Origin of the sequence: Acinetobacter sp. 102 (assembly GCF_037028485.1) — a bacterium.
Taxonomy (GTDB): Bacteria; Pseudomonadota; Gammaproteobacteria; order Pseudomonadales; family Moraxellaceae; genus Acinetobacter; species Acinetobacter higginsii.
In genome coordinates this window covers 95915-120951 of sequence record NZ_JAZEZK010000001.1, presented here as the reverse complement: position 1 = coordinate 120951, position 25037 = coordinate 95915, and the positions used below count along the sequence as shown (strand labels likewise).

35 protein-coding genes and 1 pseudogene are annotated in these 25037 nt (G+C 43.1%); 29 read left to right on the top strand and 7 right to left on the bottom strand.

From position 1 onward, the window contains the following. Positions 1-24: 24 nt before the first annotated feature. Entirely contained in the window at positions 25-2571 is a 2547-nt protein-coding gene (gene plsB, locus WA352_RS00605) for a glycerol-3-phosphate 1-O-acyltransferase PlsB (protein WP_033134237.1), read from the bottom strand. A gap of 298 nt (positions 2572-2869) precedes the next feature. Between plsB and WA352_RS00600 the strand changes: the two genes are divergently transcribed. Together WA352_RS00600 and WA352_RS00595 are read left to right on the top strand one after the other, a co-directional pair. After that, positions 2870-3742: an acyl-CoA thioesterase gene (locus WA352_RS00600; protein ID WP_033134238.1), complete on the top strand. Its 873-nt coding sequence runs from the start codon at positions 2870-2872 to the stop codon at positions 3740-3742. A 129-nt stretch (positions 3743-3871) separates the two neighbouring features. Continuing rightward, positions 3872-5113 (top strand): dicarboxylate/amino acid:cation symporter, encoded by a 1242-nt coding sequence (locus WA352_RS00595; protein ID WP_033134239.1) that lies wholly within the window; start codon positions 3872-3874, stop codon positions 5111-5113. Positions 5114-5173: 60 nt separating this feature from the next. On the opposite strand, the gene WA352_RS00590 is transcribed toward WA352_RS00595, so the two are convergent. From WA352_RS00590 to WA352_RS00565, 6 genes are all read right to left on the bottom strand, one after another. Next, the gene (locus tag WA352_RS00590) at positions 5174-6118 is read right to left on the bottom strand and encodes a metal-dependent hydrolase (protein ID WP_016162204.1); all 945 of its coding nucleotides are present in this window, start codon (positions 6116-6118) and stop codon (positions 5174-5176) included. A gap of 129 nt (positions 6119-6247) precedes the next feature. After that, the gene (gene yihA, locus WA352_RS00585; protein ID WP_005201214.1) at positions 6248-7024 is read right to left on the bottom strand and encodes a ribosome biogenesis GTP-binding protein YihA/YsxC; all 777 of its coding nucleotides are present in this window, start codon (positions 7022-7024) and stop codon (positions 6248-6250) included. 84 nt (positions 7025-7108) lie between these two features. After that, positions 7109-7561 (bottom strand): RrF2 family transcriptional regulator, encoded by a 453-nt coding sequence (locus WA352_RS00580; RefSeq protein WP_005147145.1) that lies wholly within the window; start codon positions 7559-7561, stop codon positions 7109-7111. A gap of 79 nt (positions 7562-7640) precedes the next feature. After that, entirely contained in the window at positions 7641-8852 is a 1212-nt protein-coding gene (gene hmpA, locus WA352_RS00575; RefSeq protein WP_033134240.1) for an NO-inducible flavohemoprotein, read from the bottom strand. Between the two features lie 144 nt (positions 8853-8996). Continuing rightward, the gene (locus WA352_RS00570; protein ID WP_033134241.1) at positions 8997-10544 is read right to left on the bottom strand and encodes a helicase HerA-like domain-containing protein; all 1548 of its coding nucleotides are present in this window, start codon (positions 10542-10544) and stop codon (positions 8997-8999) included. Positions 10545-10563: 19 nt separating this feature from the next. Further along, entirely contained in the window at positions 10564-11757 is a 1194-nt protein-coding gene (locus WA352_RS00565; protein WP_033134242.1) for a PLP-dependent transferase, read from the bottom strand. Positions 11758-11926: 169 nt separating this feature from the next. Here WA352_RS00565 and WA352_RS00560 point away from each other — a divergent pair, with 169 nt between their 5' ends. The 27 genes and pseudogenes from WA352_RS00560 to rpsD all read left to right on the top strand — a co-directional run bounded on the left by WA352_RS00560 (position 11927) and on the right by rpsD (position 25024). Then, positions 11927-12655, top strand: coding sequence for a type 1 glutamine amidotransferase (locus tag WA352_RS00560; protein WP_004804112.1), 729 nt, complete (start codon positions 11927-11929; stop codon positions 12653-12655). 227 nt (positions 12656-12882) lie between these two features. After that, positions 12883-13194 (top strand): 30S ribosomal protein S10, encoded by a 312-nt coding sequence (gene rpsJ / locus WA352_RS00555; RefSeq protein WP_000070912.1) that lies wholly within the window; start codon positions 12883-12885, stop codon positions 13192-13194. A 59-nt stretch (positions 13195-13253) separates the two neighbouring features. Then, positions 13254-13892 carry a 50S ribosomal protein L3 gene (gene rplC, locus WA352_RS00550; RefSeq protein WP_004775888.1) on the top strand — a complete coding sequence of 213 codons (639 nt, stop codon included), beginning with the start codon at positions 13254-13256 and terminating at the stop codon, positions 13890-13892. 11 nt (positions 13893-13903) lie between these two features. Next, a complete protein-coding gene (gene rplD, locus WA352_RS00545) occupies positions 13904-14506 on the top strand; it encodes a 50S ribosomal protein L4 (RefSeq protein WP_004804113.1) in 603 nt (200 codons plus the stop codon). Beyond that, positions 14503-14823: a 50S ribosomal protein L23 gene (gene rplW, locus WA352_RS00540; protein ID WP_004641070.1), complete on the top strand. Its 321-nt coding sequence runs from the start codon at positions 14503-14505 to the stop codon at positions 14821-14823. Before rplD ends, rplW begins: the two co-directional genes overlap by 4 nt. Before the next feature lie 11 nt (positions 14824-14834). Then, positions 14835-15659 carry a 50S ribosomal protein L2 gene (gene rplB, locus WA352_RS00535; protein WP_004804114.1) on the top strand — a complete coding sequence of 275 codons (825 nt, stop codon included), beginning with the start codon at positions 14835-14837 and terminating at the stop codon, positions 15657-15659. Positions 15660-15672: 13 nt separating this feature from the next. Beyond that, positions 15673-15948 carry a 30S ribosomal protein S19 gene (gene rpsS, locus WA352_RS00530; RefSeq protein ID WP_004641066.1) on the top strand — a complete coding sequence of 92 codons (276 nt, stop codon included), beginning with the start codon at positions 15673-15675 and terminating at the stop codon, positions 15946-15948. An 11-nt stretch (positions 15949-15959) separates the two neighbouring features. After that, on the top strand, positions 15960-16289 hold the full coding sequence (gene rplV / locus WA352_RS00525; RefSeq protein WP_004657676.1) for a 50S ribosomal protein L22: 330 nt from the start codon (positions 15960-15962) through the stop codon (positions 16287-16289). A 1-nt stretch (position 16290) separates the two neighbouring features. Continuing rightward, positions 16291-17107, top strand: a pseudogene (rpsC, locus tag WA352_RS00520) (30S ribosomal protein S3). Next, positions 17047-17460 (top strand): 50S ribosomal protein L16, encoded by a 414-nt coding sequence (rplP, locus tag WA352_RS00515; RefSeq protein WP_004657678.1) that lies wholly within the window; start codon positions 17047-17049, stop codon positions 17458-17460. Before rpsC ends, rplP begins: the two are co-directional and overlap by 61 nt. Next, positions 17460-17657, top strand: a complete 198-nt coding sequence (rpmC, locus tag WA352_RS00510) for a 50S ribosomal protein L29 (protein WP_000849927.1) — start codon at positions 17460-17462, stop codon at positions 17655-17657. The genes rplP and rpmC overlap by 1 nt, the downstream gene beginning before the upstream one ends. Next, the gene (gene rpsQ, locus WA352_RS00505; RefSeq protein ID WP_004657679.1) at positions 17654-17911 is read left to right on the top strand and encodes a 30S ribosomal protein S17; all 258 of its coding nucleotides are present in this window, start codon (positions 17654-17656) and stop codon (positions 17909-17911) included. The genes rpmC and rpsQ overlap by 4 nt, the downstream gene beginning before the upstream one ends. A 92-nt stretch (positions 17912-18003) precedes the next feature. Beyond that, positions 18004-18372 carry a 50S ribosomal protein L14 gene (rplN, locus tag WA352_RS00500; RefSeq protein WP_004657680.1) on the top strand — a complete coding sequence of 123 codons (369 nt, stop codon included), beginning with the start codon at positions 18004-18006 and terminating at the stop codon, positions 18370-18372. Positions 18373-18381: 9 nt separating this feature from the next. Then, positions 18382-18699: a 50S ribosomal protein L24 gene (gene rplX / locus WA352_RS00495; protein ID WP_004804115.1), complete on the top strand. Its 318-nt coding sequence runs from the start codon at positions 18382-18384 to the stop codon at positions 18697-18699. A gap of 15 nt (positions 18700-18714) precedes the next feature. Then, on the top strand, positions 18715-19251 hold the full coding sequence (rplE, locus tag WA352_RS00490) for a 50S ribosomal protein L5 (protein ID WP_004804116.1): 537 nt from the start codon (positions 18715-18717) through the stop codon (positions 19249-19251). A gap of 9 nt (positions 19252-19260) precedes the next feature. After that, on the top strand, positions 19261-19566 hold the full coding sequence (gene rpsN, locus WA352_RS00485; protein ID WP_004641050.1) for a 30S ribosomal protein S14: 306 nt from the start codon (positions 19261-19263) through the stop codon (positions 19564-19566). An 11-nt stretch (positions 19567-19577) separates the two neighbouring features. After that, positions 19578-19973 (top strand): 30S ribosomal protein S8, encoded by a 396-nt coding sequence (gene rpsH, locus WA352_RS00480; protein WP_004804117.1) that lies wholly within the window; start codon positions 19578-19580, stop codon positions 19971-19973. 13 nt (positions 19974-19986) lie between these two features. Next, complete coding sequence (rplF, locus tag WA352_RS00475; protein WP_004804118.1) at positions 19987-20520, top strand: 50S ribosomal protein L6; 534 nt, start codon at positions 19987-19989, stop codon at positions 20518-20520. 14 nt (positions 20521-20534) lie between these two features. Continuing rightward, entirely contained in the window at positions 20535-20885 is a 351-nt protein-coding gene (gene rplR, locus WA352_RS00470; RefSeq protein ID WP_004775881.1) for a 50S ribosomal protein L18, read from the top strand. A 2-nt stretch (positions 20886-20887) separates the two neighbouring features. Continuing rightward, a complete protein-coding gene (gene rpsE / locus WA352_RS00465) occupies positions 20888-21385 on the top strand; it encodes a 30S ribosomal protein S5 (protein WP_004657688.1) in 498 nt (165 codons plus the stop codon). A 6-nt stretch (positions 21386-21391) separates the two neighbouring features. Further along, on the top strand, positions 21392-21568 hold the full coding sequence (gene rpmD, locus WA352_RS00460; RefSeq protein WP_004804119.1) for a 50S ribosomal protein L30: 177 nt from the start codon (positions 21392-21394) through the stop codon (positions 21566-21568). A 3-nt stretch (positions 21569-21571) separates the two neighbouring features. Next, a complete protein-coding gene (gene rplO / locus WA352_RS00455; protein ID WP_004804120.1) occupies positions 21572-22012 on the top strand; it encodes a 50S ribosomal protein L15 in 441 nt (146 codons plus the stop codon). Positions 22013-22057: 45 nt separating this feature from the next. Next, complete coding sequence (gene secY, locus WA352_RS00450; protein WP_171248672.1) at positions 22058-23377, top strand: preprotein translocase subunit SecY; 1320 nt, start codon at positions 22058-22060, stop codon at positions 23375-23377. A 21-nt stretch (positions 23378-23398) separates the two neighbouring features. Then, a complete protein-coding gene (gene rpmJ / locus WA352_RS00445; RefSeq protein ID WP_000867907.1) occupies positions 23399-23515 on the top strand; it encodes a 50S ribosomal protein L36 in 117 nt (38 codons plus the stop codon). A 107-nt stretch (positions 23516-23622) separates the two neighbouring features. Next, on the top strand, positions 23623-23979 hold the full coding sequence (gene rpsM, locus WA352_RS00440) for a 30S ribosomal protein S13 (RefSeq protein WP_005201198.1): 357 nt from the start codon (positions 23623-23625) through the stop codon (positions 23977-23979). 19 nt (positions 23980-23998) lie between these two features. Then, positions 23999-24385: a 30S ribosomal protein S11 gene (rpsK, locus tag WA352_RS00435; protein WP_004281491.1), complete on the top strand. Its 387-nt coding sequence runs from the start codon at positions 23999-24001 to the stop codon at positions 24383-24385. Between the two features lie 12 nt (positions 24386-24397). Then, on the top strand, positions 24398-25024 hold the full coding sequence (gene rpsD, locus WA352_RS00430; RefSeq protein WP_004657698.1) for a 30S ribosomal protein S4: 627 nt from the start codon (positions 24398-24400) through the stop codon (positions 25022-25024). Positions 25025-25037 lie beyond the last annotated feature (13 nt).

The window sequence follows — 25037 nt, the reverse complement described above, 5'->3', positions numbered from 1 at the left end:
TGAGTTGTATCGGTGTTAGTGGCTTTAAGCTTTCTTGCGTTTTAAGCGACGTTTGGCTTGTTGAGATGCCATTGCTTCTAATGCCTCAGCCAGCTCTTCATCGCTGAAGGTGGTGATATGCTGCAACATTTGTAAGGTGGTTTCATCTAAGACCAGCTGTGCACCTGCGGCCATTTCACTGAAGTTATCATCATATTCAATGAAACCTTGCTCATTATTACGAATATAATTTTGTTGAGTGAGGACTTTAATAAAGCTTTGGAATAAGGCTTTGTCAAAGAACTCGGGTGAGTTGAATTCATACAGCACAGATAAGCGTTGACCCAAGAGATGACTCAGCTCTTCAACTTGCTTGGTTGAAATGTTGCCTGAACCGCGCTGAGTAATCAGTGCCAGTGTCATATAATAACGTTCTAAACTTTGCTTTACTGGTAGAGCTAAAGTGACAAGCTTTTGATGTTCTTCGCTATTTGGTGTTGGGCTGAATAAATTGCCATCATGATCTTGGAAAATCAAACCAATCTGAACCAAGGCATCGATATAATTATCAATCTGCGTTTGTAGATCAGCAGCTTCCCATTTCATGAATAATTCAGCTTTTAAGAACGGATACAAGGTACGGATCACATTGCTTAAATCGTTCTTGTGAATTTTACCATTGTGCTCAACCAGCGAAGCCACCAATGACGGTAAAACAAAGGCGTGTAAAATGTTATTACGGAAGTAAGTCAGCAATACCGCTTGATTATCTTCAATTGCAATAATATCGCCGAGCACATGTTGTACACGTTTGATTAATTTGAGTTTGAGACCATAAGCAATAATCTCTTTACCTGACAATGAGGTGACTTGCGTGCGCTCATCATATGGTCGTTGTGTTGCCAAGTCACGGTAGATATCGAGCTGTTTCGCACAGATTTCTTCATCTAAAGTGTGCTTTGGTGTTGCCAATAGAATTAACGACAGTAATGACACAGGGTTGATGACGACAGCGCGGTTGATGTTTTCTAAGATCAGATTGGCTGAGCTTGCAACGACATTAGAAATCTCTGTGGTACTTGCGGTATCCGCCTGAATATTCTCCGCACCCTGTTGTTTCAAAATATCATTTAAGAATACAGGTTCACCAAAGTTGACATGCACTTTACCGAAGATACGTTCAATTTTACGTAAGGTTTTCACGATACCAAAAATGGATTCCGCTTCTTTCGGTTGACCTTGCATTTCGCCAACATAGGTTGAGCCTTCCATCAGGCGCTCATAACCAATATAGGTCGGTACAAAGACGATCGGCTTTGCAGGACCACGTAAATGACCTTGAATGGTCATCGCCAGCATCCCAGTTTTAGGTGGGAGTAAGCGACCTGTACGTGAACGACCACCTTCAATAAAGTATTCGATAGGCGTGTTGCGCGATAAAATACTGTATAAATATTCTTTAAATACAGAGGTGTAAAGTGCATTGCCGCGGAAAGAACGGCGAATAAAGAATGCACCACCGCCACGTAATAACTGACCTACAAATGGTAGGTTTAAGTTATCACCTGCGGCAATATACGGAATCATCAAGCCACGTTTATAAATAACATAAGACAATAGTAAATAGTCGATATGGCTACGGTGACATGGGGTGTAAACGATTTCGTAGTCTTTCGCCAGTTCACGTACGGTACTGAAATTATGTACCTCTACGCCGTCATAGAGTTGCGTCCATAAACGAGTTAAGGCCATATCGGCAAAGCGTACCGCAGATGCCGAATAGTCAGACACGATTTCATTGACATAGCCAATGGCACGACGTTCAGCTTCGAGCATACTGATTTTATGCTGAATACTTTCACGACGAATGGCATCTTGTACCTCAGCTGACTTCACTACCGATTGCATCACATTGCGACGGTCTGATAAGTCAGGGCCAAGTACCACTTCACGTTGCTGATCTAAATAGGTATCTAAAGAACTTGCAATATAGGTCGCAGGCGAGATATTTGGATGGTTGGTCTTGGCATAATCTACCAACTCACGCAAAGATTGAGGCTCATGGAACTCTAAATAAGACTGGCGGCCATGCAAGCCAATATTCATCAGTTGTTTAACTGTCCCTGGTGTTGCCCAAGTATCTGAAAATAATAATTTGAACCAAGAGTCTTCTTTGTCTGGCGAACGGCCCCAAAGAACGGTCACAGGTACCAGCTGAATATCAATATCAGTTTGTTGTTCTAAGGCTTCGACCAGTTGTAACAAGCGAGGCGGGAAAGTTTGAGTATTAAAAAAATTGTTTTCGTTATGATGTAAAAATAAGACTGAATTTTTTTCTTGATAGCTCCCAAAACTCAAGGGGTCTAAGGCTGGTTTTAAATTGAGGCGACGGGTTTCACCATCAACCACCAATGCGTTACTACGCGAATAATTTTGTAAAACATAGCAAACTAACTTATTTGAATCGGTTGTATTTTGCTCTGTTGTGGTGGATTCTGTAGGAACTTCACCAAGAACATGTGGGGTTACCACAAGGTCAAGTAACTTACTCGAAAGTTGGCGATACATTTGACCAAATCCAGTCTTGGACATTACAAACTCCTAAATAATAATCCTGACATCGAGTCATGATGAACACGACATTCTGCGATATTCTTACATGAAACGGTATGTTATTTTCTGACAAAATATAGCGTATTTGGTAGATTTTATCGTTAAAAATCGTATTTTTAGCCGCTATAAATACATATTAAGATAATCAATACATCATTATCGTGACGGATGAATCATTTTATCCTGACCATTGTCATTTGAATTTGTGGCACAATCAAAATTATCAACCCTGAAAGGATTGGTTGATCTCTCCTCATTGATGTTGGAAGACTATTACATGAATGCGTTAACTCAAGAATTGGTAGAACTGTTGACTCTGGAAAAGCTTGAAGAGCATATTTTTCGAGGCAATAGCCGCAATTTGGTAGGCAAGCGAGTGTTTGGTGGGCAGGTGCTTGGACAAGCATTAAGAGCAGCGTCATATACCACGGATCGTCCAGCGCACTCTTTACATGCCTATTTCCTGTATGGTGGCGATGTCAATGCACCGATTATTTATGAAGTTGATCCACTCAGAGATGGTAAAAGCTTTGCCAGTCGACAGGTTCGTGCGATTCAACATGGCCGTACTATTTTTTCTGCAATGGTTTCTTTTGCCAATCCAGAAGAAGGCTTGAACTACCAACATAAAGAGCCAGAGTACCCTGAACCAGATACCTTAAAGTCTGAGAACGAATTGAAGGAAAGTCTGATTAACTTTGTGCCTGAAAATGTACGTGCCAGTTTTATGCGGGAGCGTCATGTGGAAATCAGACCGACGCAGTTAATCAACCCATTTCAGCCGCAGCCTGAAGCGCCGTTCTATGCGCATTACATTCGTACCCATGATACGATTCCAGCTGATTTAGATGAAATCTCACTGCATCAGGCAATTGTGGCATTTTATTCAGACTTTACCTTAATGACCACGGCTTTACGTCCACATGGTTTGTCTTGGATCTCTCCAAACTTACAATGTGCCAGTATTGATCACACCATTTATTTCCATCGCCCACTGCGTGCAGATGAATGGATGCTTTACGACATGGAAGCAACGATTAGTGCCAGTTCACGTGGCTTAAACTTTGGGCGGATGTGGCAAAATGGACAGTTGGTCTGTAGTACCGTTCAAGAAGGTTTGATTCGGCTCAGAGAAATTGAAACCCAGTAAAAAGTAAACCAGTACTAAGGCCATCATTCTGATGGCTTTTTTTATCATAAGGATGTGACAAAAAATTGCTCGATTCTTCAACATGAGCATGCCATAGTACCGATAAGTTAAATGTTTACCCATTAAACAATGAATTTAAATACACAAATTTTAATTGCAGCTGTGCTTGGTGTCGCTTTCGGTTTTCTGTTGCTTGCCTATCCACAAACTGCATTTGTTGAATCTAGTCTTTACGGACTGGGTATATTAAGTAGTGTTTTCATTGGTTTATTGAAAATGCTGCTGATTCCATTGATTTTTAGCTCAATCGTAGTTGGGGTTTCCAATTTACAGGCAGGCGGTCAATTCGGGCGTGTCTGGAAAATTACGGCATTGAGCTGCCTGACCACCACCACCTTGGCTTTAATTCTGGGGATTAGTTGTGCGCATCTGTTTGATGTGGGTAAAGGTGTCGATATTCAGCTGTTTCAAGCAGCAATGGACAGTCATCAAACACCAGACACCTTAACGCCATCAAGTTTTATCACCACCTTTATTCAAAACACTTTAATTAACCCATTTAAGGCATTTAGCGAAGGCAATGTGTTGGCTGTGGTGGTGTTTGCCTTATTCCTAGGTGTGGCCTTGGTCAAAGGTGGCGAACGTTTTAGTCTCGTCCGTAACATCAGTCAGCAATTCTTTGACATCATGATGATGTTAGTGGGTTGGGTGATGAAGCTTGCACCGATCGGGATCTTTGCGCTTTTAGCCAAGTTGATCGCGACTGAGGATCTGTCTGTACTGAGTCGGTTGGTTGAATTCGCGGCAGTAGTGACGGGGACGACTATATTCCATGGTGTGGTGGTGTTACCGGCTTTGTTGTGGATTTTTGGCCGTATGAATCCGATTACCTTTTTTAGAGGGGCGAGAACGGCTTTAGTCACAGCTTTTGCAACCAGTTCTAGTTCAGCGACCATGCCGCTAAGTATGAAGTGTGCACAGGAAAACTTAGGTGTACGGCCGCAAACGGCAGGTTTTGTGATTCCTTTAGGCACACAACTGAATATGGATGGTACGGCTTTGTATGAAGCTGCGGCTGCCTTATTTATTGCCAATTTGATGGGCTTGGATCTGAGTTTAACGCAGCAGATTATTGTGTGTTTAACCGCCATGATTGCTTCTTTGGGTGCGCCAGGAATTCCAAGTGCAGGGATGGTCACCATGATTATGGTGCTACAGTCAGTCGGTTTACCTGCGGAGGCGATTGCAATTTTACTGCCGATCGACCGGGTGTTGGATACGGTGCGTACTGTGGTCAATGTACAAGGCGATATGATGATTAGTGTGGTGGTTGATCGCTACGCAAAACAGGCAGAAGCTGAATCAAGCTGATCGTATTGGACGCAAAAAAGCAGGAGATGACTCCTGCTTTTTTTATTCTAAAAAGAATGCTTATGCTGCGGGTTGTAAGGCGCGTTTTGCAGCAGGGGAATTATTTAAATAATTCACCGCATCTTGGGTATTGCCTTCTTTGACGGGGTCATACCAAGGCATGAGGTAATCAATCTGTTGTGCAACCAACCATGCAGGACCTGGCAAGATTTTAGCGTCTTTTAATGCGATCTTCGACCATTCGATCCAGATCCATGGCTTAAATAAGCTTGGCTTCTTGTCAGCAAAACGAGGGTCTTGGCTCATGATATGTGCAGCGCCATCGACCCAGAGGCCGAGTACACCAATAATGACGGCAACACTCATGTAGTAACGTGCGATATAACCACCGCCCAAATGACGATAGAGATCAAATGCAACGGTACGGTGTTCAATTTCTTCAGAGCCATGCCATTTAATCAGATCGATCATTTCTGGATCTGCACCGAGTTCTTCCCAACGCTTGTTGTACAGTGCATATTTGCCCAATACACAGGTCATGTGTTCAACAGTCGCAATCACACCGAGACGGAATAAATCCCACTGATGCTCGAGTGCTTTTGGAATTTCTTTATCGAAAGGCTTGTCTGCCAAGACCTTGGTGAATAAGAAATCCATGATGTCGAGGTTGCGCTGAATATCAATATTGCGTTGCGTCAAATATTCTTTATTGGCAGAGGTATGGGCAACGGCATGCATTGCTTCCTGACGAATAAAGGCTTGGACGTCTTGCTTTAATTTTTCATCGGTAATTTGAGGAAGGACTTTGTTATATAAACGGCAAAACCAAAACTCTCCAGCAGGTAAAATATTGTTAATTTCATTAATAAAATAGCTGGCAAAAGGCTGGTTTGGAATCCAATCCACTGGCGTATTTTCCCAGTCAAACTTTACTTTGCGTGGGAGGATTTTATAGTCAATCGAAGAACCAAGAACTTTGTTCTTCACAAATGATAGTAATTTCATCGTTTAGTCCTAATCGATAGTGCAATGAACCAACACTAAGCAGTATATGAAAACTACCTAGTGTTTGTGTTTAGCAATTCGGGACAATTAAAAATTATTTTATGCATCAAGTTGCATAAAATGCACTTTTTATTCTTGGATGTCGGTTTCTGAGGCTTCTGGGATTTGGCTAAGGTCAAATTCCGTTGGTTGATCAAGGGTGTAATTCAAACGACCTGCCATGACGGTTGCCAGTTCTTCTAAGCCAATGCGATTGAGCGATGAGAACAGTTGAATTGAGAAATCGAGTTTCATTTTCTTCAATTGCTGTTTTACATCAAATAAAACTTCATTGGCAGGGCCACGGTTCAACTTATCTGCCTTGGTCAGCAGGATATGTACAAATAAATGACGTGAATGTGCCCATTCCAGCATCATCAAGTCAAAGTGCTGTAACGGATGGCGAATATCCATCAATAGCACCAAGCCTTGTAAGCTTTTACGGTGGATCAGATAATTTTCGAGTTCTTTTTGCCAGACGATTTTCATTGCTTCAGGAACCGCTGCATAACCATAACCTGGTAAGTCGACCAAGCGCTGATCTGGATTGCCCAAGCTGAAAAAGTTGATCATTTGGGTGCGGCCTGGTCTTTTTGAAGCACGTGCCAGTTGTTTTTGATTGGTCAAGGTGTTGATTGCACTTGATTTACCAGCATTGGAGCGGCCGGCAAATGCGATTTCATAACCTGTATCTTCTACGCATAAAGCCAGTTTCGGCGCACTCATCAAAAATTCAGCTTGGCGTAACCAAGTTAAAGACTGTACTGCATATTCAGTTAATGCAGGGTCAGCCTTTTTTTCATAACTGATTTTTTGTTTAGGTGCGAGTCTGGCTTTGGTATCTTTCGATTTTTCACTGCGACGCATAGAAGCTTACTTTTGAATAGAAATAGCAACGACCATTATAAAGGATGTGAGGCATTCGTGCGAATCCTTCATCTGTATGTGATTTTAAGCTTTTTGAATCAGCTCTAAAAAATCGATATTTGAGCGTGTGGAAGAGGGGATAATGCCCTGTTGGACGACTTCGCCAAGCGTATATTGATCAAGGCTTTGATAAAAGCATTCTAAGGCTTGATCTAAAATTCCTTTTAGTCCGCAGTTGGCTCGAAGTACGCAAGGAGGGGTATTACATTCAACAATTTGATGATTCCCTTGTAAGGTTCGAACAATCGCACCTAATTTCAGATTCTTGGCTTCCGGATTGAGGCGCAGGCCACCACCTTTGCCGCGAATGGTTACAATCCAGTGTTGCTTACCCATGAAGTGCACGACTTTAACCAAGTGGTTTTGCGACACATGTAAGTCTTCTGCGATATCTGCAATCGTATAAGGTACATCACTCGGACGAGCGACATACATCAAAATTCTGAGAGCATAATCAGTAAACTTATTGAGTTGCATGTGGTTTCACTCAATCTGGTGCAAGAAATAGAAAGGGCTAGTCTAACATAGACTAGCCCTATGCAAAATGTGGTGTGGCTTAGCTGAGTTTGACCCCACCTGTACCAAAGGCTTCACTGTGAATGTTGGCAGCAGGAATACCACGAGCAACCAGTGCCTGATGTTGCGCTGCCATAAATGGCATTGGGCCACATAGGTAATAATCAGCATTGGCGGGTAATAGTGCAGCATCGATGCTGCTTAAATCTAAACGTCCAGCAACATCGTAGTCTTCACCAAGGTTGTCATTTTCGTGTGGAAATTCATATGCCGTAAATGTACTTAAACGTGGATACTTGGTTTTAAGTTCCTGAATATGTTGCTTCATGGCATGCACTTGGCTGCTACGGCAGGCATGAATGAAATTCACGGGTTGCGGCATATCTAAAGTCACCAATTGGTTCAACATTGCAATCATTGGGGTTAGACCAACACCACCACTGATAAAGACATTACGCTTGCTGCTATCGATCAGATAGAAATTACCTGTTGGTGCAGATACTTCAATTTCTGAGCCTTCAGCTAAGCCATGTAAAGTACTAGATACCCAGCCACCTGCAAGTTCGCCTTTTTCATCTTCACGTTTCACTGAGATACGTAAATAGTCAGCTTGCGGACTGGTTGAAAGCGTGTACTGACGCGGTTGTCTTAAGTTGAGTTCAGGGACAAACACGCGGACTGAAATATATTGGCCTGCTTCATAATGCGGTAATGCGCCGCCGTCTACAGGGGCAAGGTAGAACGAGGTAATCTCATCACTTTCCACCACTTTTTTGGCGATTTTGAAATTACGCCAGCCTAACCAGCTGCCTTGGGTTTGTTGGTGTTGATCATAAATGGCTTTTTCAGTACTGATAAATAGATCAGCTAATTGACCATAAGCGGCAGCCCATGCAGCAATCAATGGATCTTCCATTGAAATATTGAGGACTTCACTAATTGAGTGCAAAAGGTTTTCACCGACAATGCCGTAGTCAGGGGATTGAATATTCAAGCTCACGTGTTTATGCGCAATCATTTCAACCACAGGCAAAAGCACAGAAGGGTCTTCAATATTTTCTGCATACGCCAAAACTGCACCGGCAAGTGCCTGTGCTTGAGCCCCACTGCGTTGGTGTCCCATATTAAAGGTTTCTTTTAATTCGGGATGATTACCTAACATGCGGTTATAAAAGTATCCAGTCAGTGCAACACCATTTTCGCGTAGGACCGGAACAGTGGCTTTTACTAGGTCAATTTGCTGTGGAGTCATGCTTGATCTCTCTTGGCTATCATTTATAAGATGTATTTAAAATACATCTTATAAGGTGTATTTGCAATGCATATTTAAATAAAATCCATAAAAAAATTAAGGGATAATAAATTATCCCTTAATTTACAATTAGCTATGGTTGTATTATTTACCAAATAAAGAACCGAGTAAGCCACGAACAATTTTTTGTCCAGTCGTCCCGCCCAAACTACGTGCTGCACTCTTGGCAAAAGTACCGACGATATCTTGAGTGAGTTTCTCACGATCACGCTGTGACTTTTCTGCGGCTTTTTGTTGCTCACGGGCAAAACGTTCTTGTTCTTTGGCTTGTTGCTTGGCCAAAGCATCTTGCTCTTTGCTTTGCTGTTTGGCTAACTCATCTGCTTCTTTCTGTTGCGACTGTTGCAGCACTTTTTTCTGTAGCATTTCATAAGCACTGTCTCGATCAACGGCTTGGTCGTAGACACCTGCCACAATACTTTGCCCGATAATTACTTGACGTTCTTCAGGCGTGATCGGGGTAAAGGAGGAGTAAGGAGGCATCACCCAACCGCGCTCCACAATTTGTGGCGTCCCTTGTTCATCTAGGCAACTAATCAATGCTTCACCAACGGCAAGTTCAGTAATGGCTTGATCGACTTTAAACTCTGGATTGGCACGGAAAGTATCCGCTGCAGTTTTGACTGCCTTTTGGTCTTTGGGGGTAAATGCACGTAAGGCATGTTGTACACGGTTACCCAATTGCCCTAATACGCTTTCAGGCAGATCAAGTGGATTTTGGGTAATGAAATAAATCCCCACACCTTTAGAACGGATCAAACGCACCACTTGTTCAATCTTTTGTTGCAAAGCAGGACTGGCATTATCAAATAGTAAATGCGCTTCATCGAAGAAGAATACCAACTTTGGCTTATCCATATCGCCGACTTCAGGCAACTGCTCAAATAGTTCAGACATCATCCAAAGCAGGAAAGTGGCATATAGCTTTGGGGTGTTCATCAGCTTATCTGCAGCCAAGATATTGATATAGCCATGACCATTGGTATCAGTTTGAATGAAATCGAGAATATTCAGGCTTGGTTCACCGAAGAACTGTTCACCGCCTTGATCACCTAAAGCCAGTAGATTACGTTGAATTGCACCCAGACTGGCAGGGGAAAGGTTGCCATATTCGGCTTTGAGGCTGGCAGCATTTTCACTGACATAAGTCAGCATAGCTTTTAGATCTTTAAAATCGATCAGCAGTAAACCTTGATCATCGGCAACACGAAACACAGCTGAAAGCACACCTTCTTGGGTGTCATTCAGATTCAGCATTTGTGCCAGTAATAAGGGACCAATCTCTGAAATGGTGGTACGAATTGGATGGCCTTGCTGACCGAATAAGTCCCAAAAAATCACAGGTGCGGCAGCAAAAGGAATGGCATCTAGTTGCAGGCTTTTCAGGCGTTCATCGAATTTGGGATTGCTGCTGCCTGCTTTGGCCAGACTGGAAACATCACCTTTGGCATCGGCAAGAAACACGGGTACACCAATACGAGAAAAACTCTCGGCCATCACCTTGAGGGTGACGGTTTTACCTGTTCCAGTTGCACCGGCAATCAAGCCGTGTCGGTTGGCAAATTTAGAATGTAAAACAATCTCTTGTGTTGTATCAGTGGTTTTTTTTGCAATAACGATTGGTGTACTCATTCTTCACCTGTTTTTAATCTCAATCGAGCTGTTTTAATGCGTTTTGAATATCTTGAATTAAATCTTCTGGATGTTCTAGTCCAATACAGAAGCGAACCAATAAACCTTGTTGTAAATGTGTATTTTTCAAAGTACGCATTTGTTTTAAGTCATACAACATTGCCAGACTGACAGGACCGCCCCAACTAAATCCGAGTTTAAACAACGTTAAGCTGTCGCAGAACTTACGGATTGCTGCTAGATCATATTCTGGTTTGAAAATAACACTGACCAAGCCTGCACTTTTGCCAGTGCTGCAAATTTCTGTCCAGAACTCATGGCCTGCTGCATCGGGATCGCTTGGATGCAGGACTTGGCTAAATTGTGGTTGTTGTTTTAACCAATTTAACAAAGTGAGTGCACTTTGCGCTTGCTGTTCATAGCGTAAAGACATATGCGCCAAGCTGCGTTGGATCTGTGCCGTATCATCGCCTGAAACAGAAATTCCTTGGATGGCATGCATACGATAGAGTTTGTGATGGAGTGCTTGGTCATTTGTGACTACAGAACCCATTAATATATCGCCACCACCGCTTGGATATTTGGTGAGTGCATGAACTGTAATATCAACAGTGAGATGCTCATCTGAGAAATCGAAAGCATTGAAAGCCAGCCCTGCGCCCCATGTATTATCCAGTGCGGTGAGTACATTGGCCTGCTGTGCTTTTTTAACTAAGTTCTTTAAATCGGGGAATTCTAAAGTGACTGATCCTGCTGCTTCGAGCCAAATCAGTTTCGCTTTTTCAGTCGGTTGAAAACTATTGGCATCAATTGGATTATAAATTTTAACGGTGATGCTATAACGATCTTGCAGATGATTTAAATGCTCAAGATTAGGGCCATAAATATTATCGGCGACCCAAACCTCATCACCTGATCCTAAAACCGTACTATTCACGAGATTAATCGCTGATAAACCGCTTGGTGCAAGCAAGCAATAACGTCCGCCTTCAATTTGCGCAATATTGTCCGCTAATGTAAACGTCGTTGGGGTACCGTGTGTGCCATAACTATAGTCATAAGCATTGGTCCAATGGCGGTCAAAAAGGTGCGCCGTGCTTTTAAAAATAATGGTCGATGCACGAAATAAGGGAGGCTGGACCGTTTCAATGTATTGAGGGGCTTGGCGTGGTGCATGAATCAGATTGGTTTGTGCTTTATTGTGTGTTGTCATAGGGCATGGGCTAAATAAATATAATGACTTAGGTTAAGAGAAAATCAACCAAGCCGCTAGTGTTGCGCTGCTTTTGTACAGAATCGGTACGGATTAATACGATTGCTCAAAACTGGCTTTATTTTTGCTAAGACTAATTATCATTCTAACGATAAATAGGTTTTAGCGCATGAAGTCGCATTTAAGAGTGCATTATTTTCAGCACATTGCTGGCGAAGGTTTTGGCAGTTGCTATGACTTTTTAAAAGCACATAAAGCAAAAATTACCGCAACCGAGTTTTTTGCATTACCCGTCGATTTACCATTGGAGTTGGAGGCCTTACCACGAGTAGATGAAGTTGATCTGCTGATTATCATGGGGGGAACCATGAGTGTGAATGATGAAGCAAATTATCCGTGGTTAAAGCTCGAAAAAAGATGGTTACGACGTTATTTGGCTGCGGGTAAACCTGCTATTGGGTTGTGCTTGGGTGGGCAATTGATTGCCAATGCCCTAGGGGCAGCTGTGAGTCGAAATCCGTACCAAGAATTAGGTTGGATGGATGTGGGGCGTGCATCGCATGTACCTGAGGATTATTTTCAAATTCCAGAGCAATTGAATATTTTGCAATGGCATAGCGAAACTTTTGAAATTCCAAAGGGTGGGGTGCGTTTAGCAGAGAATAAAGTCTGCCGAAATCAAATGTATCAGATTGGGCGTAATGTTCTTGGGTTTCAGTTTCATCCAGAAATGACACCACAGACCTTGGCACTGTTGATTGAGAATGAAGAGGATATGGCGGTTTTTAATGGTGAATATGTACAACCGATATCTGAATTAAAAAGAACCATCAAAAGTAAATTTGAACAGGGGAATCGTTTGCTGAATCAAGCAATCGATTATGTTGTGAGTGCATAGCAGGATTGATTGCTTAAAAAATGAAAAGAAGAATTGCATAAGACTTAAACAATCGTTATAATGAGCGACCCTCAAATGGAGGGCGTTTACTACGAAGAAAGTAGTTAACGCATTACAGTCGTGGCATCGATCATGACCTTAGTGATTTTCACTGCCCTTGACACTTACCAGAATGGTGAGGTGCGTCATGGGTGATTCTTTATATATTTGGCTTGGAGTTTACTGGTATGTCTAACCAGAGAATTCGTATCCGTTTGAAGTCTTTTGATCATCGTCTGATTGATCAATCTGCTCAAGAGATCGTAGAAACCGCTAAGCGTACTGGCGCACAAGTGTGTGGTCCAATTCCGATGCCTACTCGCATCGAACGCTTCAACGTTCTTACTTCACCACACGTCAACAAAGACGCTCGTGATCAGTACGAAATCCGCACTTATAAGCGTTTGATCGACATCGTTCAACCAACAGATAAAACTGTTGATGCATTGATGAAGTTAGATCTTGCTGCTGGTGTTGATGTTCAGATCGCTTTGGGTTAAGGCTTTCGGTTGATTAACTTTTTAAGTTAATTAGGCCGCTTTTTTAGAGGTTTATGCACATGGCTATTGGTTTAGTCGGTCGCAAATGTGGTATGACTCGCGTCTTTACAGATGCTGGTGTATCTGTACCTGTTACAGTTATCGAAGTCGATCCAAACCGCATTACGCAAATCAAAACACTTGAAACTGATGGTTATCAAGCAATTCAAGTAACTACTGGTGAACGTCGCGAATCGCGCGTAACTAACGCTCAGAAAGGTCACTTCGCGAAAGCGGGTGTTGCTGCTGGTCGTTTAGTTAAAGAGTTCCGTGTTACTGAAGCTGAGCTTGAAGGCCGTGAAGTGGGTGCTTCTATCGGTGTTGATCTGTTCACAGTTGGTCAAATTGTTGACGTAACTGGTCAGTCAAAAGGTAAAGGTTTCCAAGGTGGTGTTAAGCGTTGGAATTTCCGTACGCAAGATGCTACTCATGGTAACTCTGTATCTCACCGTGTATTAGGTTCTACAGGTCAAAACCAGACACCTGGTCGCGTGTTCAAAGGCAAGAAAATGGCTGGTCACTTAGGTGACGAACGCGTAACAGTTCAAGGTCTTGAAATTGTATCTATTGACGCTGAACGTTCTGTTTTAGTTGTTAAGGGTGCTATTCCTGGTTCAACTGGCGGTGACGTTGTTGTACGTCCTACCATCAAGGCCTGAGGGGAAATACTGTGAATTTAAAAACTGTTTCCGGCTCTGCTGTTGAATTGTCTGAAGTTGCTTTCGGACGTGAATTTAACGAAGCTCTTGTACACCAAGTTGTTACAGCTTACTTAGCTGGTGGTCGTCAAGGTACTCGTGCTCACAAATCACGTGCAGATGTTTCTGGCGGTGGTAAAAAGCCATTCCGTCAAAAAGGTACTGGTCGCGCTCGTGCGGGTTCTATTCGTAGCCCTATCTGGGTTGGTGGTGGTAAAACTTTTGCTGCTCGCCCACAAGATTGGTCTCAAAAAGTAAACCGTAAGATGTACCGCGGTGCAATGCAATGTATCTTAGCTGAACTTGTTCGCCAAGATCGTCTTGTATTAGTTGAAGAGTTTGCTGTTGCAGCTCCAAAAACTAAAGACTTGCTTGCAAAACTTACAGACTTGAATGCAACTCGCGCATTGATCATTACAGATGCTGTAGATGAGAACTTGTATCTCGCAGCTCGCAACCTTCCACACGTTGATGTGGTTGATGCTACTGCTATTGATCCTGTTAGCTTGATCGCATTTGATAAAGTTGTAATGTCTGTAGCTGCTGCTAAGAAAATTGAGGTAGAACTCGGATGAACAACGAACGTATCTATCAAGTCCTATTAGGACCAGTATTCTCAGAAAAAGCACAAGTTTTAGGTGATACTGCTGGTGTTCAAGTGTTCAAAGTTGCATTAAATGCAAACAAACTTGAAATCAAGAAAGCAGTTGAGCAGCTCTTTGGTGTTGAAGTTGTAAAAATCAATACAACGATCACTAAAGGTAAAACAAAACGCTTTGGTAAAACATTAGGACGTCGTTCTGATGTGAAAAAAGCATACGTCACCCTGAAAGCTGGCCAAGATGTAGAAATGGCTGACTTGGGCGATACCGCTGAAAACGCAGCGGAATAAGGACGAGAATTATGCCAATTCAAAAATGTAAGCCAACGTCTCCAGGACGTCGCTTTGTAGAGAAAGTGGTTCATGACCATCTTCACAAAGGCGCTCCTTATGCACCGTTGGTAGAAGCTAAAAAACGTACTGGTGGTCGTAATAATAATGGTCACATCACTACACGTCACGTGGGTGGTGGTCATAAGCAAAACTACCGTATTGTTGACTTTAAACGTAACAAAGACAGTATCCCTGCGACTGTAGAGCGTATTGAATACGATCCTAACCGTACAGCTCATATTGCTTTATTGAAATATGCTGACGGTGAGCGTCGTTACATCATTGCGCCTAAAGGCCTACGTGCTGGTGATAAAGTACAATCTGGTAACGATGCTCCAATTCGTCCAGGTAACTGCTTGCCACTTCGCAACATGCCAATCGGTTCTACACTTCACAACCTTGAACTTAAAATCGGTAAAGGTGCTCAATTAGCACGTTCTGCTGGTACTTCAGTTCAGTTGTTGGGTCGTGATGGTTCTTACGCTATCGTTCGTTTACGTTCTGGTGAAATGCGTAAAGTCCACGTTGAATGTCGTGCTGTAATTGGTGAAGTTTCTAACCAAGAAAGCAACCTTCGTTCATTGGGTAAAGCTGGTGCTGCGCGCTGGCGTGGTATTCGTCCTACCGTTCGTGGTATGGCGATGAACCCGGTAGACCATCCACACGGTGGTGGTGAAGGACGTAGTAAAGGTATTCAACCTGTAAGTCCATGGGGTCAAAAAGCTAAAGGGTACAAGACACGTACCAATAAGCGTACGACTAAGATGATTATTCGCGACCGTCGCGTCAAGTAAGGGAATCTGAATAATGCCTCGTTCATTAAAAAAAGGTCCATTCGTCGACGCGCATTTGTTCGCTAAGGTTGAAGCTGCGATTGCTGCTAACAACCGTAAGCCGATCAAAACTTGGTCACGTCGTTCAATGATCCTTCCAGACTTTGTTGGTTTAACAATTTCTGTTCACAATGGCCGTAACCACGTTCCAGTAATTGTTACTGAACACATGGTTGGTCATAAATTGGGTGAATTCGCGCCAACTCGTACCTATCGTGGTCACGGTGTTGATAAGAAGTCTAAACGTTAATAGGTGCTATGATGGAAGTAACTGCTAAATTACGCGGTGCCGCTATCTCGGCACAAAAAGCACGTTTAGTTGCTGATTTGATCCGTGGTAAGTCGGTTGCACGTGCGATAGACATTTTGAACTTCAGCAACAAGAAAGCAGCTGTGCTTGTTAAAAAAGCACTTGAATCTGCAATCGCGAATGCTGAACACAACAACAGCTTAGATGTTGATGACCTTAAAGTAACTACGATTTACGTTGATGAAGGCATGAGCCTTAAACGTATCATGCCACGTGCTAAAGGCCGTGCAGATCGTATTACTAAGCGTACTTGTCACATCACCGTTAAGGTAGGGGTTTGATATGGGTCAGAAGGTTCATCCAATCGGTATCCGCCTAGGTGTTGTGAAACGTCATAACGCTAACTGGTATGCGAGTCCGAAACAATATGCTGAATACTTGCTTAAAGATCTTCAAGTTCGTGAGTTTTTAACTAAAAAACTTAAAAACGCGATGATCAGCAATATTCTTATCGAACGTCCTACAGGCGCTGCTAAAGTAACAATTAGTACTGCTCGTCCTGGTATCGTTATCGGTAAAAAAGGCGAAGATATTGAGAAATTACAGCGCGAACTCACCAACATTATGGGTGTTCCAGCTCAAGTTAGCATCAATGAAATTGATCGCCCTGACTTGGACGCACGTTTAGTTGCTGAAGCGATTGCTTCTCAATTAGAAAAGCGTGTTATGTTCCGTCGTGCTATGAAACGTGCGGTTCAAAACACAATGCGTGCTGGCGCTAAAGGTATCAAAGTTGAGGTTTCTGGCCGTTTAGGTGGTGCAGAGATTGCTCGTACTGAGTGGTATCGTGAAGGTCGTGTACCTTTGCATACGCTTCGTGCTGACATCGACTATGCAACTATGCGCGCAGAAACAACATACGGTACGATCGGTGTTAAAGTTTGGATTTTCCGTGGCGAGATCTTAGGTGGCATGAAACAAGTCATGAACCCTGCTCCTGCTGAAGAGCGTCCAGCTAAACGTGGTCGTGGTCGTGGTGAAGGTCAAGAGCGTCGTGGTCGTCGCGGTGACCGTGCTGCTGACAAGGGAGAATAATCCATGTTGCAACCTAAACGTACCAAATTCCGTAAAGTGCACAAAGGCCGTAACACTGGTCTAGCGCACCGTGGTAGTACAGTATCATTTGGTTCGATTGCAATTAAAGCAACTGAACGTGGTCGTATGACTGCGCGTCAGATTGAAGCTGCACGTCGTACCATTAGCCGTCGTATCAAACGTGGTGGTAAAATCTTCATCCGCGTATTCCCAGACAAACCAATTACCGAAAAACCATTAGAAGTACGTATGGGTAAAGGTAAGGGTAGCGTGGAATACTGGGTTTGTCAGATCCAGCCAGGTAAGATCCTGTACGAAATTGAAGGTGTTAGCGATGAGTTAGCGCGTGAAGCTTTTGCTTTAGCTGCTGCTAAACTCCCGTTTAAAACCACTATCGTGACTCGGACGGTGATGTAATGAAAACTAAAGATCTACGTGAAAAGTCGGTAGAAGAGTTGAAAGCTTTGCTTGATGAGCAACAGCTTAACCAATTCCGTCTTCGTATGGCGAAAGCAACTGGTCAACTAGGCAAATCGCATGAAGTGCAAATTGCTCGTAAGACAATTGCTCGTATTAAGACACTCCTTACCGAAAAACAGGGGAACGGACAATGAGTGAAAAAACAGTCCGCACGTTAACCGGCAAAGTCGTAAGCGACAAAATGGACAAGTCTATTGTTGTGCTTATTGAACGCCGCGTTCAACACCCGTTGTATGGCAAATCAATCCGCCGTTCAACTAAATTACACGCTCATGATGAGAACAATGTTGCTAAATTAGGCGACTTGGTAACCATCAAAGAAAGCCGCCCAATTTCTAAAACTAAAGCTTGGACTTTAGTGGAAGTAGTTGAAGCTGCTGCTGAGTAATTAGACGTTCTTGTTGCATCATCGGACAATTTCGAGTACTCTTTGAGCCTTTCGAAATTGTGACCGGTGATGCTCGGTTTTGGAGTAGGGCAATGATTCAAACCGAAAGTATGCTCGACGTAGCAGACAATAGTGGTGCACGCCGCGTACAATGTATTAAAGTACTTGGTGGTTCACACCGTCGTTATGCTTCAGTTGGCGATATTATTAAAGTTACTGTAAAAGAAGCAATTCCACGCGCACGTGTTAAAAAAGGTGACGTGATGAATGCTGTAGTTGTTCGTACAAAGTTCGGCATCCGTCGTCCAGACGGTTCAGTTATTCGTTTCGACGATAACGCAGCTGTTATTTTGAACAACAACAAAGCTCCGATTGCTACTCGTATCTTCGGACCAGTGACTCGTGAACTTCGTACTGAACAGTTCATGAAAATCATTTCATTGGCTCCTGAAGTTCTATAAGAGGCAATCATGGCTAAGATTAAAAAAGGCGATCAAGTAATTGTGATCGCAGGTAAAGAAAAAGGCAAACAAGGTATCGTTTTGTCAGTTTCTGAAGATCGAGTTAAGGTCGAAGGCCTTAACTTAGTGAAGAAGCATCAAAAGCCAAACCGTGTAACTGGCGCTGAAGGCGGCATCGTTACTCAAGAGGCTACGCTTCATATTTCAAACGTGGCAATTTTTAATGCTACAACCCAAAAGGCTGACCGTATTGGTTACCAAGTGATTGATGGCGCGAAAACTCGTGTTTATAAATCAAATGGTGAATCAGTGGCGGTAGCGAAGTAATAGGTTGAAAAGGCAATGGCCAGACTTAAAGCACGTTACAACGACGAACTTAAAGCAAAGTTACAAGAAGAACTTAGCGTTAAGAATGTGATGGATATTCCTCGCATCACAAAAATCACCCTTAACATGGGTGTAGGCGCAGCTGCAACTGATAAGAAATTATTAGATGGCGCTGTTGCTGATATGCAACTCATTGCTGGTCAAAAACCAGTTGTGACACTTGCTCGTAAATCAATCGCTGGTTTCAAAATCCGTGATGGTTGGCCGATCGGTTGTAAAGTTACTTTACGCGGCGACCAAATGTACGAATTCTTGGATCGTTTGATCTCGATCGCAATCCCTCGTATCCGTGACTTCCGTGGTTTCTCTTCGAAATCATTTGATGGTCGTGGTAACTACTCTATGGGTTTAAAAGAGCAAATCGTTTTCCCTGAAATCGATTTTGACAAGATTGATCGTATCCGTGGTTTAGACATCACTATTACGACAACTGCTCGTAGCGATGACGAAGGCCGTGCGCTTATGCGTGCATTCGGCTTCCCGTTCAAATAAGAGGTCGATATGGCTAAGAAAGGTATGATTAATCGCGAATTGAAACGCGAAAAGACAGTTGCTAAATACGCTGCAAAACGTGCTGAATTAAAAGCAACGATTGCTAATGTAAATGCAAGTGACGAAGAACGTTTCGAAGCGACATTAAAGTTACAGGCATTGCCACGTAACGCATCTCCAGTACGTCTTCGTAACCGTTGTGGTTTAACTGGTCGTCCTCATGGTTACTTCCGTAAGTTCGGTTTAAGCCGTAACAAATTACGTGACACAGTAATGCAGGGTGATGTACCAGGCGTTGTTAAGGCAAGCTGGTAAGGAGCGACTAAATGAGTATGCAAGATACCGTTGCCGACATGCTAACACGTGTTCGTAACGCACAAATGGCTAAGAAACAAACTGTTTCTATGCCTTCTTCTAAGTTGAAAGTTGCTATTGCAAACGTACTTCAACAAGAAGGTTATATTTCAAATGTAGAAGTTGCTTCTGAAGAAACAAAATCTACTTTGACAATTACTTTAAAATATTTCGAAGGCAAACCAGTTATCGAAACCGTTAAGCGTGTAAGCCGTCCAGGTCTACGCCAATATCGCGGTAAAGATAAAATTCCTAGCGTTAAGCAAGGTTTAGGTATTGCAATTGTTTCTACAAGCAAAGGCATCATGACTGATCGCGCTGCACGTGCTGCGGGCGTTGGTGGTGAAGTTATTGCTTTTGTTTCTTAATAGGTGATTCCTCATGTCTCGTGTGGCTAAAGCCCCAGTAACTGTACCTAATGGTGTAACAGTTACTCAGAACGGCCGGCAGGTCGAAGTGAAAGGCAGCAAAGGTACATTGTCTTTCAACCTGCATGCGCTGGTCGAGCTAAAACAGGAAGAAGGTAAACTTCAACTTGCTCCAGCTAAAGAGTCGAAAGACGCTTGGATGCAGGCTGGTACTGCTCGCGCTGTATTGAACAACCTTGTAAAAGGTGTTAGCGAAGGCTTCGAACGTAAGTTACAGCTTGTTGGTGTTGGTTATAAAGCTGCGGTTAAGGGTACTTCTGTAAACCTTAACCTTGGTTACTCACACCCGATTGACTACGCTTTACCTGAAGGTGTAACAGCGGAAACTCCAACTGCGACTGAAATCATTTTGAAGTCAGCAAACAAGCAGTTGTTAGGTCAAGTGGCAGCGGAAATCCGTGCATACCGTTCTCCTGAACCATATAAAGGTAAAGGTGTTCGTTATTCGGATGAAGTTATTCTTCGTAAAGAAGCTAAGAAGAAATAAGGCGCGAGGTTCTTATGAACGAAAAGAAACAAACCCGTTTGCGTCGTGCGAAAAGCACACGCTTGCACATTCGTGCATTGGGTGCGACTCGTTTGTGTGTAAACCGCACGCCGCGTCACATCTATGCGCAAGTTATTTCAGCAGATGGTGGAAAAGTTTTAGCGCAAGCTTCAACTTTAGATGCATCTTTACGTAGCGGTACTACAGGTAATGTAGATGCAGCTACGAAAGTTGGTGCTTTGATCGCAGAACGTGCTAAAGCAGCTGGTGTTACCAAAGTTGCATTTGACCGTTCTGGTTTTAAATATCATGGTCGTATCAAAGCCTTGGCTGATGCTGCTCGTGAAGGCGGCTTGGAGTTCTAATCATGGCGAAAGTTGAACAAAACGAAGGTCTCGTTGAAAAGCTGGTTGCCGTTGATCGTGTAGCCAAGGTTGTTAAAGGTGGTCGTATCTTCTCTTTCACAGCATTAACTGTTGTGGGCGATGGTAATGGTCGTGTAGGTTTTGGTCGTGGTAAAGCACGTGAAGTTCCAGCTGCTATTTCTAAAGCACTTGAAGCTGCTCGTCGTAACATGATTACTGTAGACCTTGCGGGCACTACTTTACAACACCCTGTGAATGCTCGTCATGGCGCAAGCCGTGTATACATGCAACCTGCTTCAGAAGGTACTGGCGTAATTGCTGGTGGCGCTATGCGTGCTGTTCTTGAAGCTGCAGGTGTACATAACGTACTTGCTAAATGTTATGGTTCTACAAATGCTGCTAACGTAGTAAACGCAACTTTCAAAGGTTTGCGTGATATGACTTCTCCTGAGAAAGTCGCTGCGAAACGTGGTCTTTCAGTAGAACAAATTCAAGGGTAATCAATCATGAAAACGATTAAAGTTACCCAGACTAAATCTTCTTCGCATCGTTTAAAAAATCATAAACTTTGCCTTAAAGGTTTAGGTCTGCGTCGTATTGGTCATACTGTAGAAGTGCAAGATACGCCTTCTAACCGTGGTATGGTCAACAAAGTTTACTATATGGTTAGTGTAGAGGAATAAGCCATGACTCTGCGTTTAAATGAACTTGCACCTGCAGAAGGTGCTAAGCGTGATAACCGTCGTTTAGGCCGTGGTATCGGTTCTGGCGTTGGTAAGACTGGTGGCCGTGGTGTCAAAGGTCAAAACTCACGTAAAAGTGGTGGTACTCGTCCAGGCTTTGAAGGCGGCCAAACTGCGTTATATCGTCGTTTGCCTAAATTCGGTTTCACTAGCCAAATCGCTTTGAAAACTGCTGAAGTACGTTTGTCTGAGTTGAATAAAGTTGAAGGTGATGTTGTTAGCCTTGAAACTTTAAAAGCTGCGAATGTTGTTCGTCGTGACCAAATTCGTGCTCGCATCGTTCTTTCTGGTGAAATCACTCGCGCATTCACTGTTAAAGGTGTTGTGTTGACTAAAGGCGCTAAAGCTGCTGTTGAAGCTGCTGGCGGTAAAGTCGAGGAGTAATCTCGAGTGTCTATGACTCCTAGTTCTTCAGGTCATGTAAACATGATGAAAGGCCAACCATTTCATGTGAAATACCGTGAAATTATTCGTCGATTAATGTTTTTGATTGGCGCGTTATTGGTCTTTCGACTAGGAGCGCATATTCCGTTGCCGGGGATTGATAATGTAGCGCTAGCACAGTTTTTTAAAGCTAATGAAGGTACCTTCTTAGGTTTATTTAACATGTTCTCTGGTGGTGCATTAGAACGCATGTCGATTCTGGCGTTGGGGATTATGCCGTACATTTCTGCATCGATTATCGTGCAATTAATGTCTACGGTAGTTCCTTCGCTGGAAGCTTTGAAAAAAGAAGGCGAGCAAGGCAAACGTAAGATCAATCAATATACGCGTTACGGCACCTTATTTCTTGCACTCGTGCAAGGTGTAGGGATGTGTGCTGGCTTGATTAGTCAAGGTATTACCTTAACGTCAGGCCTAGCATTCTACGTTCCAGCACTAACTTCGTTAGTTGCTGGGACGATGTTCTTGATGTGGTTGGGCGAGCAAATTACCGAACGTGGTGTTGGTAATGGTATCTCGATGATCATTTTCGCAGGTATTGTGGCAGGTTTGCCAAATCTTGTGATTCAGTCGTTTACGTCTGTACAGAATGGTCAGGGTAGCTTAATTGGTTTAGCTGTATTCGGTTTACTCTCATTAGCCGTTTTAGCTGCGATCGTGTTTATTGAAAAAGCACAACGTCGTATCCCAGTGAACTACGCACAAAAACAGCAAGGTCGTCGTGTATTTACTGCACAGCAAACACATTTGCCGTTAAAAATTAACATGGCAGGTGTAATTCCAGCGATTTTTGCAAGCTCATTGTTATTATTTCCAGCGAGTTTGGGACAATGGTTAGGAAGTGCTGATCCAAATGCAGGGATTGTGAAGCGCAGCCTACAAGATCTGGCATTGGTGTTATCGCCTGGACAGCCGTTGTATTTAATGCTCTTTGGCGCGTTAATTATCTTCTTCTGTTATTTCTATACGGCGCTAGTTTTCAGCCCGAAAGAAGTTTCAGAGAATTTAAAGCGTAGCGGGGCATATGTGCCTGGTATCCGCCCAGGTGAGCAAACGGCTCGTTATTTAGATCATATTCTTAACCGTTTGACCTTCATTGGTGCAATTTACATTACTGTAGTGTGTTTAATGCCTATGGTATTGCAAAGTTCGTTTGGTATTCCATTCCATTTGGGTGGAACATCTTTATTGATTGTCGTCGTAGTCGTAATGGACTTTATGGCGCAACTCCAAGCGCACCTTACTTCGCATCAATATGATAATCAAACGTTAATGAGAAAAACGACTGCTCATCCTAAGGGATAAGCGCACTTAGAAGGTTTCATCATGAAAGTACAAGCTTCTGTAAAGAAAATTTGTGGTAGCTGTAAAGTTATCCGTCGTAATGGGGTTATTCGCGTAATTTGTAGCGCAGAACCTCGTCATAAGCAGCGTCAAGGTTAATTTAATTAAGACCTGTTGATTTCAGTAGGCTAATTAGGTTATTATCCGCCCCTCAAGATTTTTGTGGGGCGGTTGATTATCTTGACTGCCTTTTTGGAGAAAATTGAATGGCTCGTATTGCCGGTGTAAACATTCCGGATAACAAGCATGCTGTTATCTCTCTCACGTATATTTTTGGTGTAGGTCGCCACACTGCTAAGAATATCTTAGCTTCTGTTGGTATTGCTGAAACTACTAAGATCCGTGAATTAGATGATGCTCAGCTTGATGCGATTCGTGCAGAAGTTGCTAAGGTTCCGACCGAAGGTGATTTACGTCGCGAAATTTCCATGAACATTAAACGTTTAATGGATTTAGGCTGCTACCGCGGTCTTCGTCATCGTCGCAGCTTGCCTGTCCGTGGACAACGCACCAAAACTAACGCACGTACCCGTAAAGGTCCGCGCAAACCGATTAAGAAATAAGATTTCTGGAAGCTAAAAGATGGCTAAAGATACTCGCGCACGCAAGAAGGTCACTCGTACCGTCTCTGAAGGTGTCGCACACATTCACGCTTCTTTTAATAACACCATTGTTACGATTACCGATCGTCAAGGTAATGCATTGGCTTGGGCTACCTCAGGTGGACAAGGCTTCCGTGGATCACGTAAATCAACACCGTTTGCTGCTCAGGTAGCTGCTGAAGTTGCTGGTAAAGCTGCTTTAGATTACGGTTTGAAAAACTTGGACGTCCTTGTAAAAGGTCCTGGTCCTGGTCGTGAATCTGCGGTTCGTGCATTAGGTGCAGTGGGTTATAAAATTAACAGCATTACCGATGTGACTCCAATTCCGCACAACGGTTGCCGTCCACCTAAAAAACGTCGCGTGTAAGGAGAAACATTCATGGCTCGTTATATTGGTCCAAAATGCAAACTCTCTCGCCGCGAAGGGACAGACCTGCAATTAAAATCTGGCGTTAAACCGTTTGACGTTAAGACTAAAAAACATGCTAAAGCTCCTGGCCAACATGGCGGAGCTCGTGGTAGCAAACAATCAGAGTACTCACTACAATTACGTGAAAAACAAAAAGTACGTCGTATGTACGGTGTGTTAGAGCGTCAATTTAGTAACTACTACAAAGAAGCTGCTCGTGTGAAAGGCGCAACAGGTGAAAACTTGTTGAAATTGCTTGAAAGCCGTCTTGATAACGTTGTTTATCGCATGGGTTTTGGTTCTACACGTGCAGAAGCTCGTCAGTTAGTATCTCACCGTAGCATCACTTTGAACGGTCGTCGTGTTAACATTGCATCTATCCAAGTTAAAGCTGGTGATGTAATTGCAGTACACGAAGGCGCTAAACAACAATTACGTATTAAAAACGCAATTGAATTAGCTGCTCAACGTGGTATCCCTGCTTGGATGGAAATTGACCATTCTAAGTTAGAAGGTACGTTTAAAGCTGCACCAGATCGTTCTGATTTACCTGCTGAAATCAACGAAAGCTTGATTGTAGAATTGTATTCTAAATAATCCTTGAGGTAGC

What these genes read in the sequence shown, in the direction of transcription:
- rplF (WP_004804118.1), top strand. Translation starts at nt 19,987, where the DNA reads ATGTCTCGTGTGGCTAAAGCCCCAGTAACTGTACCTAATGGTGTAACA.
- rpmC (WP_000849927.1), top strand. Translation starts at nt 17,460, where the DNA reads ATGAAAACTAAAGATCTACGTGAAAAGTCGGTAGAAGAGTTGAAAGCT.
- WA352_RS00570 (WP_033134241.1), bottom strand. Translation starts at nt 10,544, where the DNA reads ATGAGTACACCAATCGTTATTGCAAAAAAAACCACTGATACAACACAA.
- WA352_RS00560 (WP_004804112.1), top strand. Translation starts at nt 11,927, where the DNA reads ATGAAGTCGCATTTAAGAGTGCATTATTTTCAGCACATTGCTGGCGAA.
- WA352_RS00595 (WP_033134239.1), top strand. Translation starts at nt 3,872, where the DNA reads ATGAATTTAAATACACAAATTTTAATTGCAGCTGTGCTTGGTGTCGCT.
- rplB (WP_004804114.1), top strand. Translation starts at nt 14,835, where the DNA reads ATGCCAATTCAAAAATGTAAGCCAACGTCTCCAGGACGTCGCTTTGTA.
- rplV (WP_004657676.1), top strand. Translation starts at nt 15,960, where the DNA reads ATGGAAGTAACTGCTAAATTACGCGGTGCCGCTATCTCGGCACAAAAA.
- WA352_RS00580 (WP_005147145.1), bottom strand. Translation starts at nt 7,561, where the DNA reads ATGCAACTCAATAAGTTTACTGATTATGCTCTCAGAATTTTGATGTAT.
- rplX (WP_004804115.1), top strand. Translation starts at nt 18,382, where the DNA reads ATGGCTAAGATTAAAAAAGGCGATCAAGTAATTGTGATCGCAGGTAAA.
- rpmJ (WP_000867907.1), top strand. Translation starts at nt 23,399, where the DNA reads ATGAAAGTACAAGCTTCTGTAAAGAAAATTTGTGGTAGCTGTAAAGTT.
- rplE (WP_004804116.1), top strand. Translation starts at nt 18,715, where the DNA reads ATGGCCAGACTTAAAGCACGTTACAACGACGAACTTAAAGCAAAGTTA.
- rplW (WP_004641070.1), top strand. Translation starts at nt 14,503, where the DNA reads ATGAACAACGAACGTATCTATCAAGTCCTATTAGGACCAGTATTCTCA.
- WA352_RS00565 (WP_033134242.1), bottom strand. Translation starts at nt 11,757, where the DNA reads ATGACAACACACAATAAAGCACAAACCAATCTGATTCATGCACCACGC.
- rpsQ (WP_004657679.1), top strand. Translation starts at nt 17,654, where the DNA reads ATGAGTGAAAAAACAGTCCGCACGTTAACCGGCAAAGTCGTAAGCGAC.
- rpsM (WP_005201198.1), top strand. Translation starts at nt 23,623, where the DNA reads ATGGCTCGTATTGCCGGTGTAAACATTCCGGATAACAAGCATGCTGTT.
- rplO (WP_004804120.1), top strand. Translation starts at nt 21,572, where the DNA reads ATGACTCTGCGTTTAAATGAACTTGCACCTGCAGAAGGTGCTAAGCGT.
- rpmD (WP_004804119.1), top strand. Translation starts at nt 21,392, where the DNA reads ATGAAAACGATTAAAGTTACCCAGACTAAATCTTCTTCGCATCGTTTA.
- rpsH (WP_004804117.1), top strand. Translation starts at nt 19,578, where the DNA reads ATGAGTATGCAAGATACCGTTGCCGACATGCTAACACGTGTTCGTAAC.
- yihA (WP_005201214.1), bottom strand. Translation starts at nt 7,024, where the DNA reads ATGCGTCGCAGTGAAAAATCGAAAGATACCAAAGCCAGACTCGCACCT.
- WA352_RS00600 (WP_033134238.1), top strand. Translation starts at nt 2,870, where the DNA reads ATGAATGCGTTAACTCAAGAATTGGTAGAACTGTTGACTCTGGAAAAG.
- WA352_RS00590 (WP_016162204.1), bottom strand. Translation starts at nt 6,118, where the DNA reads ATGAAATTACTATCATTTGTGAAGAACAAAGTTCTTGGTTCTTCGATT.
- rpsE (WP_004657688.1), top strand. Translation starts at nt 20,888, where the DNA reads ATGGCGAAAGTTGAACAAAACGAAGGTCTCGTTGAAAAGCTGGTTGCC.
- plsB (WP_033134237.1), bottom strand. Translation starts at nt 2,571, where the DNA reads ATGTCCAAGACTGGATTTGGTCAAATGTATCGCCAACTTTCGAGTAAG.
- rplN (WP_004657680.1), top strand. Translation starts at nt 18,004, where the DNA reads ATGATTCAAACCGAAAGTATGCTCGACGTAGCAGACAATAGTGGTGCA.
- secY (WP_171248672.1), top strand. Translation starts at nt 22,058, where the DNA reads ATGAAAGGCCAACCATTTCATGTGAAATACCGTGAAATTATTCGTCGA.
- hmpA (WP_033134240.1), bottom strand. Translation starts at nt 8,852, where the DNA reads ATGACTCCACAGCAAATTGACCTAGTAAAAGCCACTGTTCCGGTCCTA.
- rpsK (WP_004281491.1), top strand. Translation starts at nt 23,999, where the DNA reads ATGGCTAAAGATACTCGCGCACGCAAGAAGGTCACTCGTACCGTCTCT.
- rplP (WP_004657678.1), top strand. Translation starts at nt 17,047, where the DNA reads ATGTTGCAACCTAAACGTACCAAATTCCGTAAAGTGCACAAAGGCCGT.
- rpsD (WP_004657698.1), top strand. Translation starts at nt 24,398, where the DNA reads ATGGCTCGTTATATTGGTCCAAAATGCAAACTCTCTCGCCGCGAAGGG.
- rpsN (WP_004641050.1), top strand. Translation starts at nt 19,261, where the DNA reads ATGGCTAAGAAAGGTATGATTAATCGCGAATTGAAACGCGAAAAGACA.
- rplR (WP_004775881.1), top strand. Translation starts at nt 20,535, where the DNA reads ATGAACGAAAAGAAACAAACCCGTTTGCGTCGTGCGAAAAGCACACGC.
- rpsJ (WP_000070912.1), top strand. Translation starts at nt 12,883, where the DNA reads ATGTCTAACCAGAGAATTCGTATCCGTTTGAAGTCTTTTGATCATCGT.
- rpsS (WP_004641066.1), top strand. Translation starts at nt 15,673, where the DNA reads ATGCCTCGTTCATTAAAAAAAGGTCCATTCGTCGACGCGCATTTGTTC.
- rplC (WP_004775888.1), top strand. Translation starts at nt 13,254, where the DNA reads ATGGCTATTGGTTTAGTCGGTCGCAAATGTGGTATGACTCGCGTCTTT.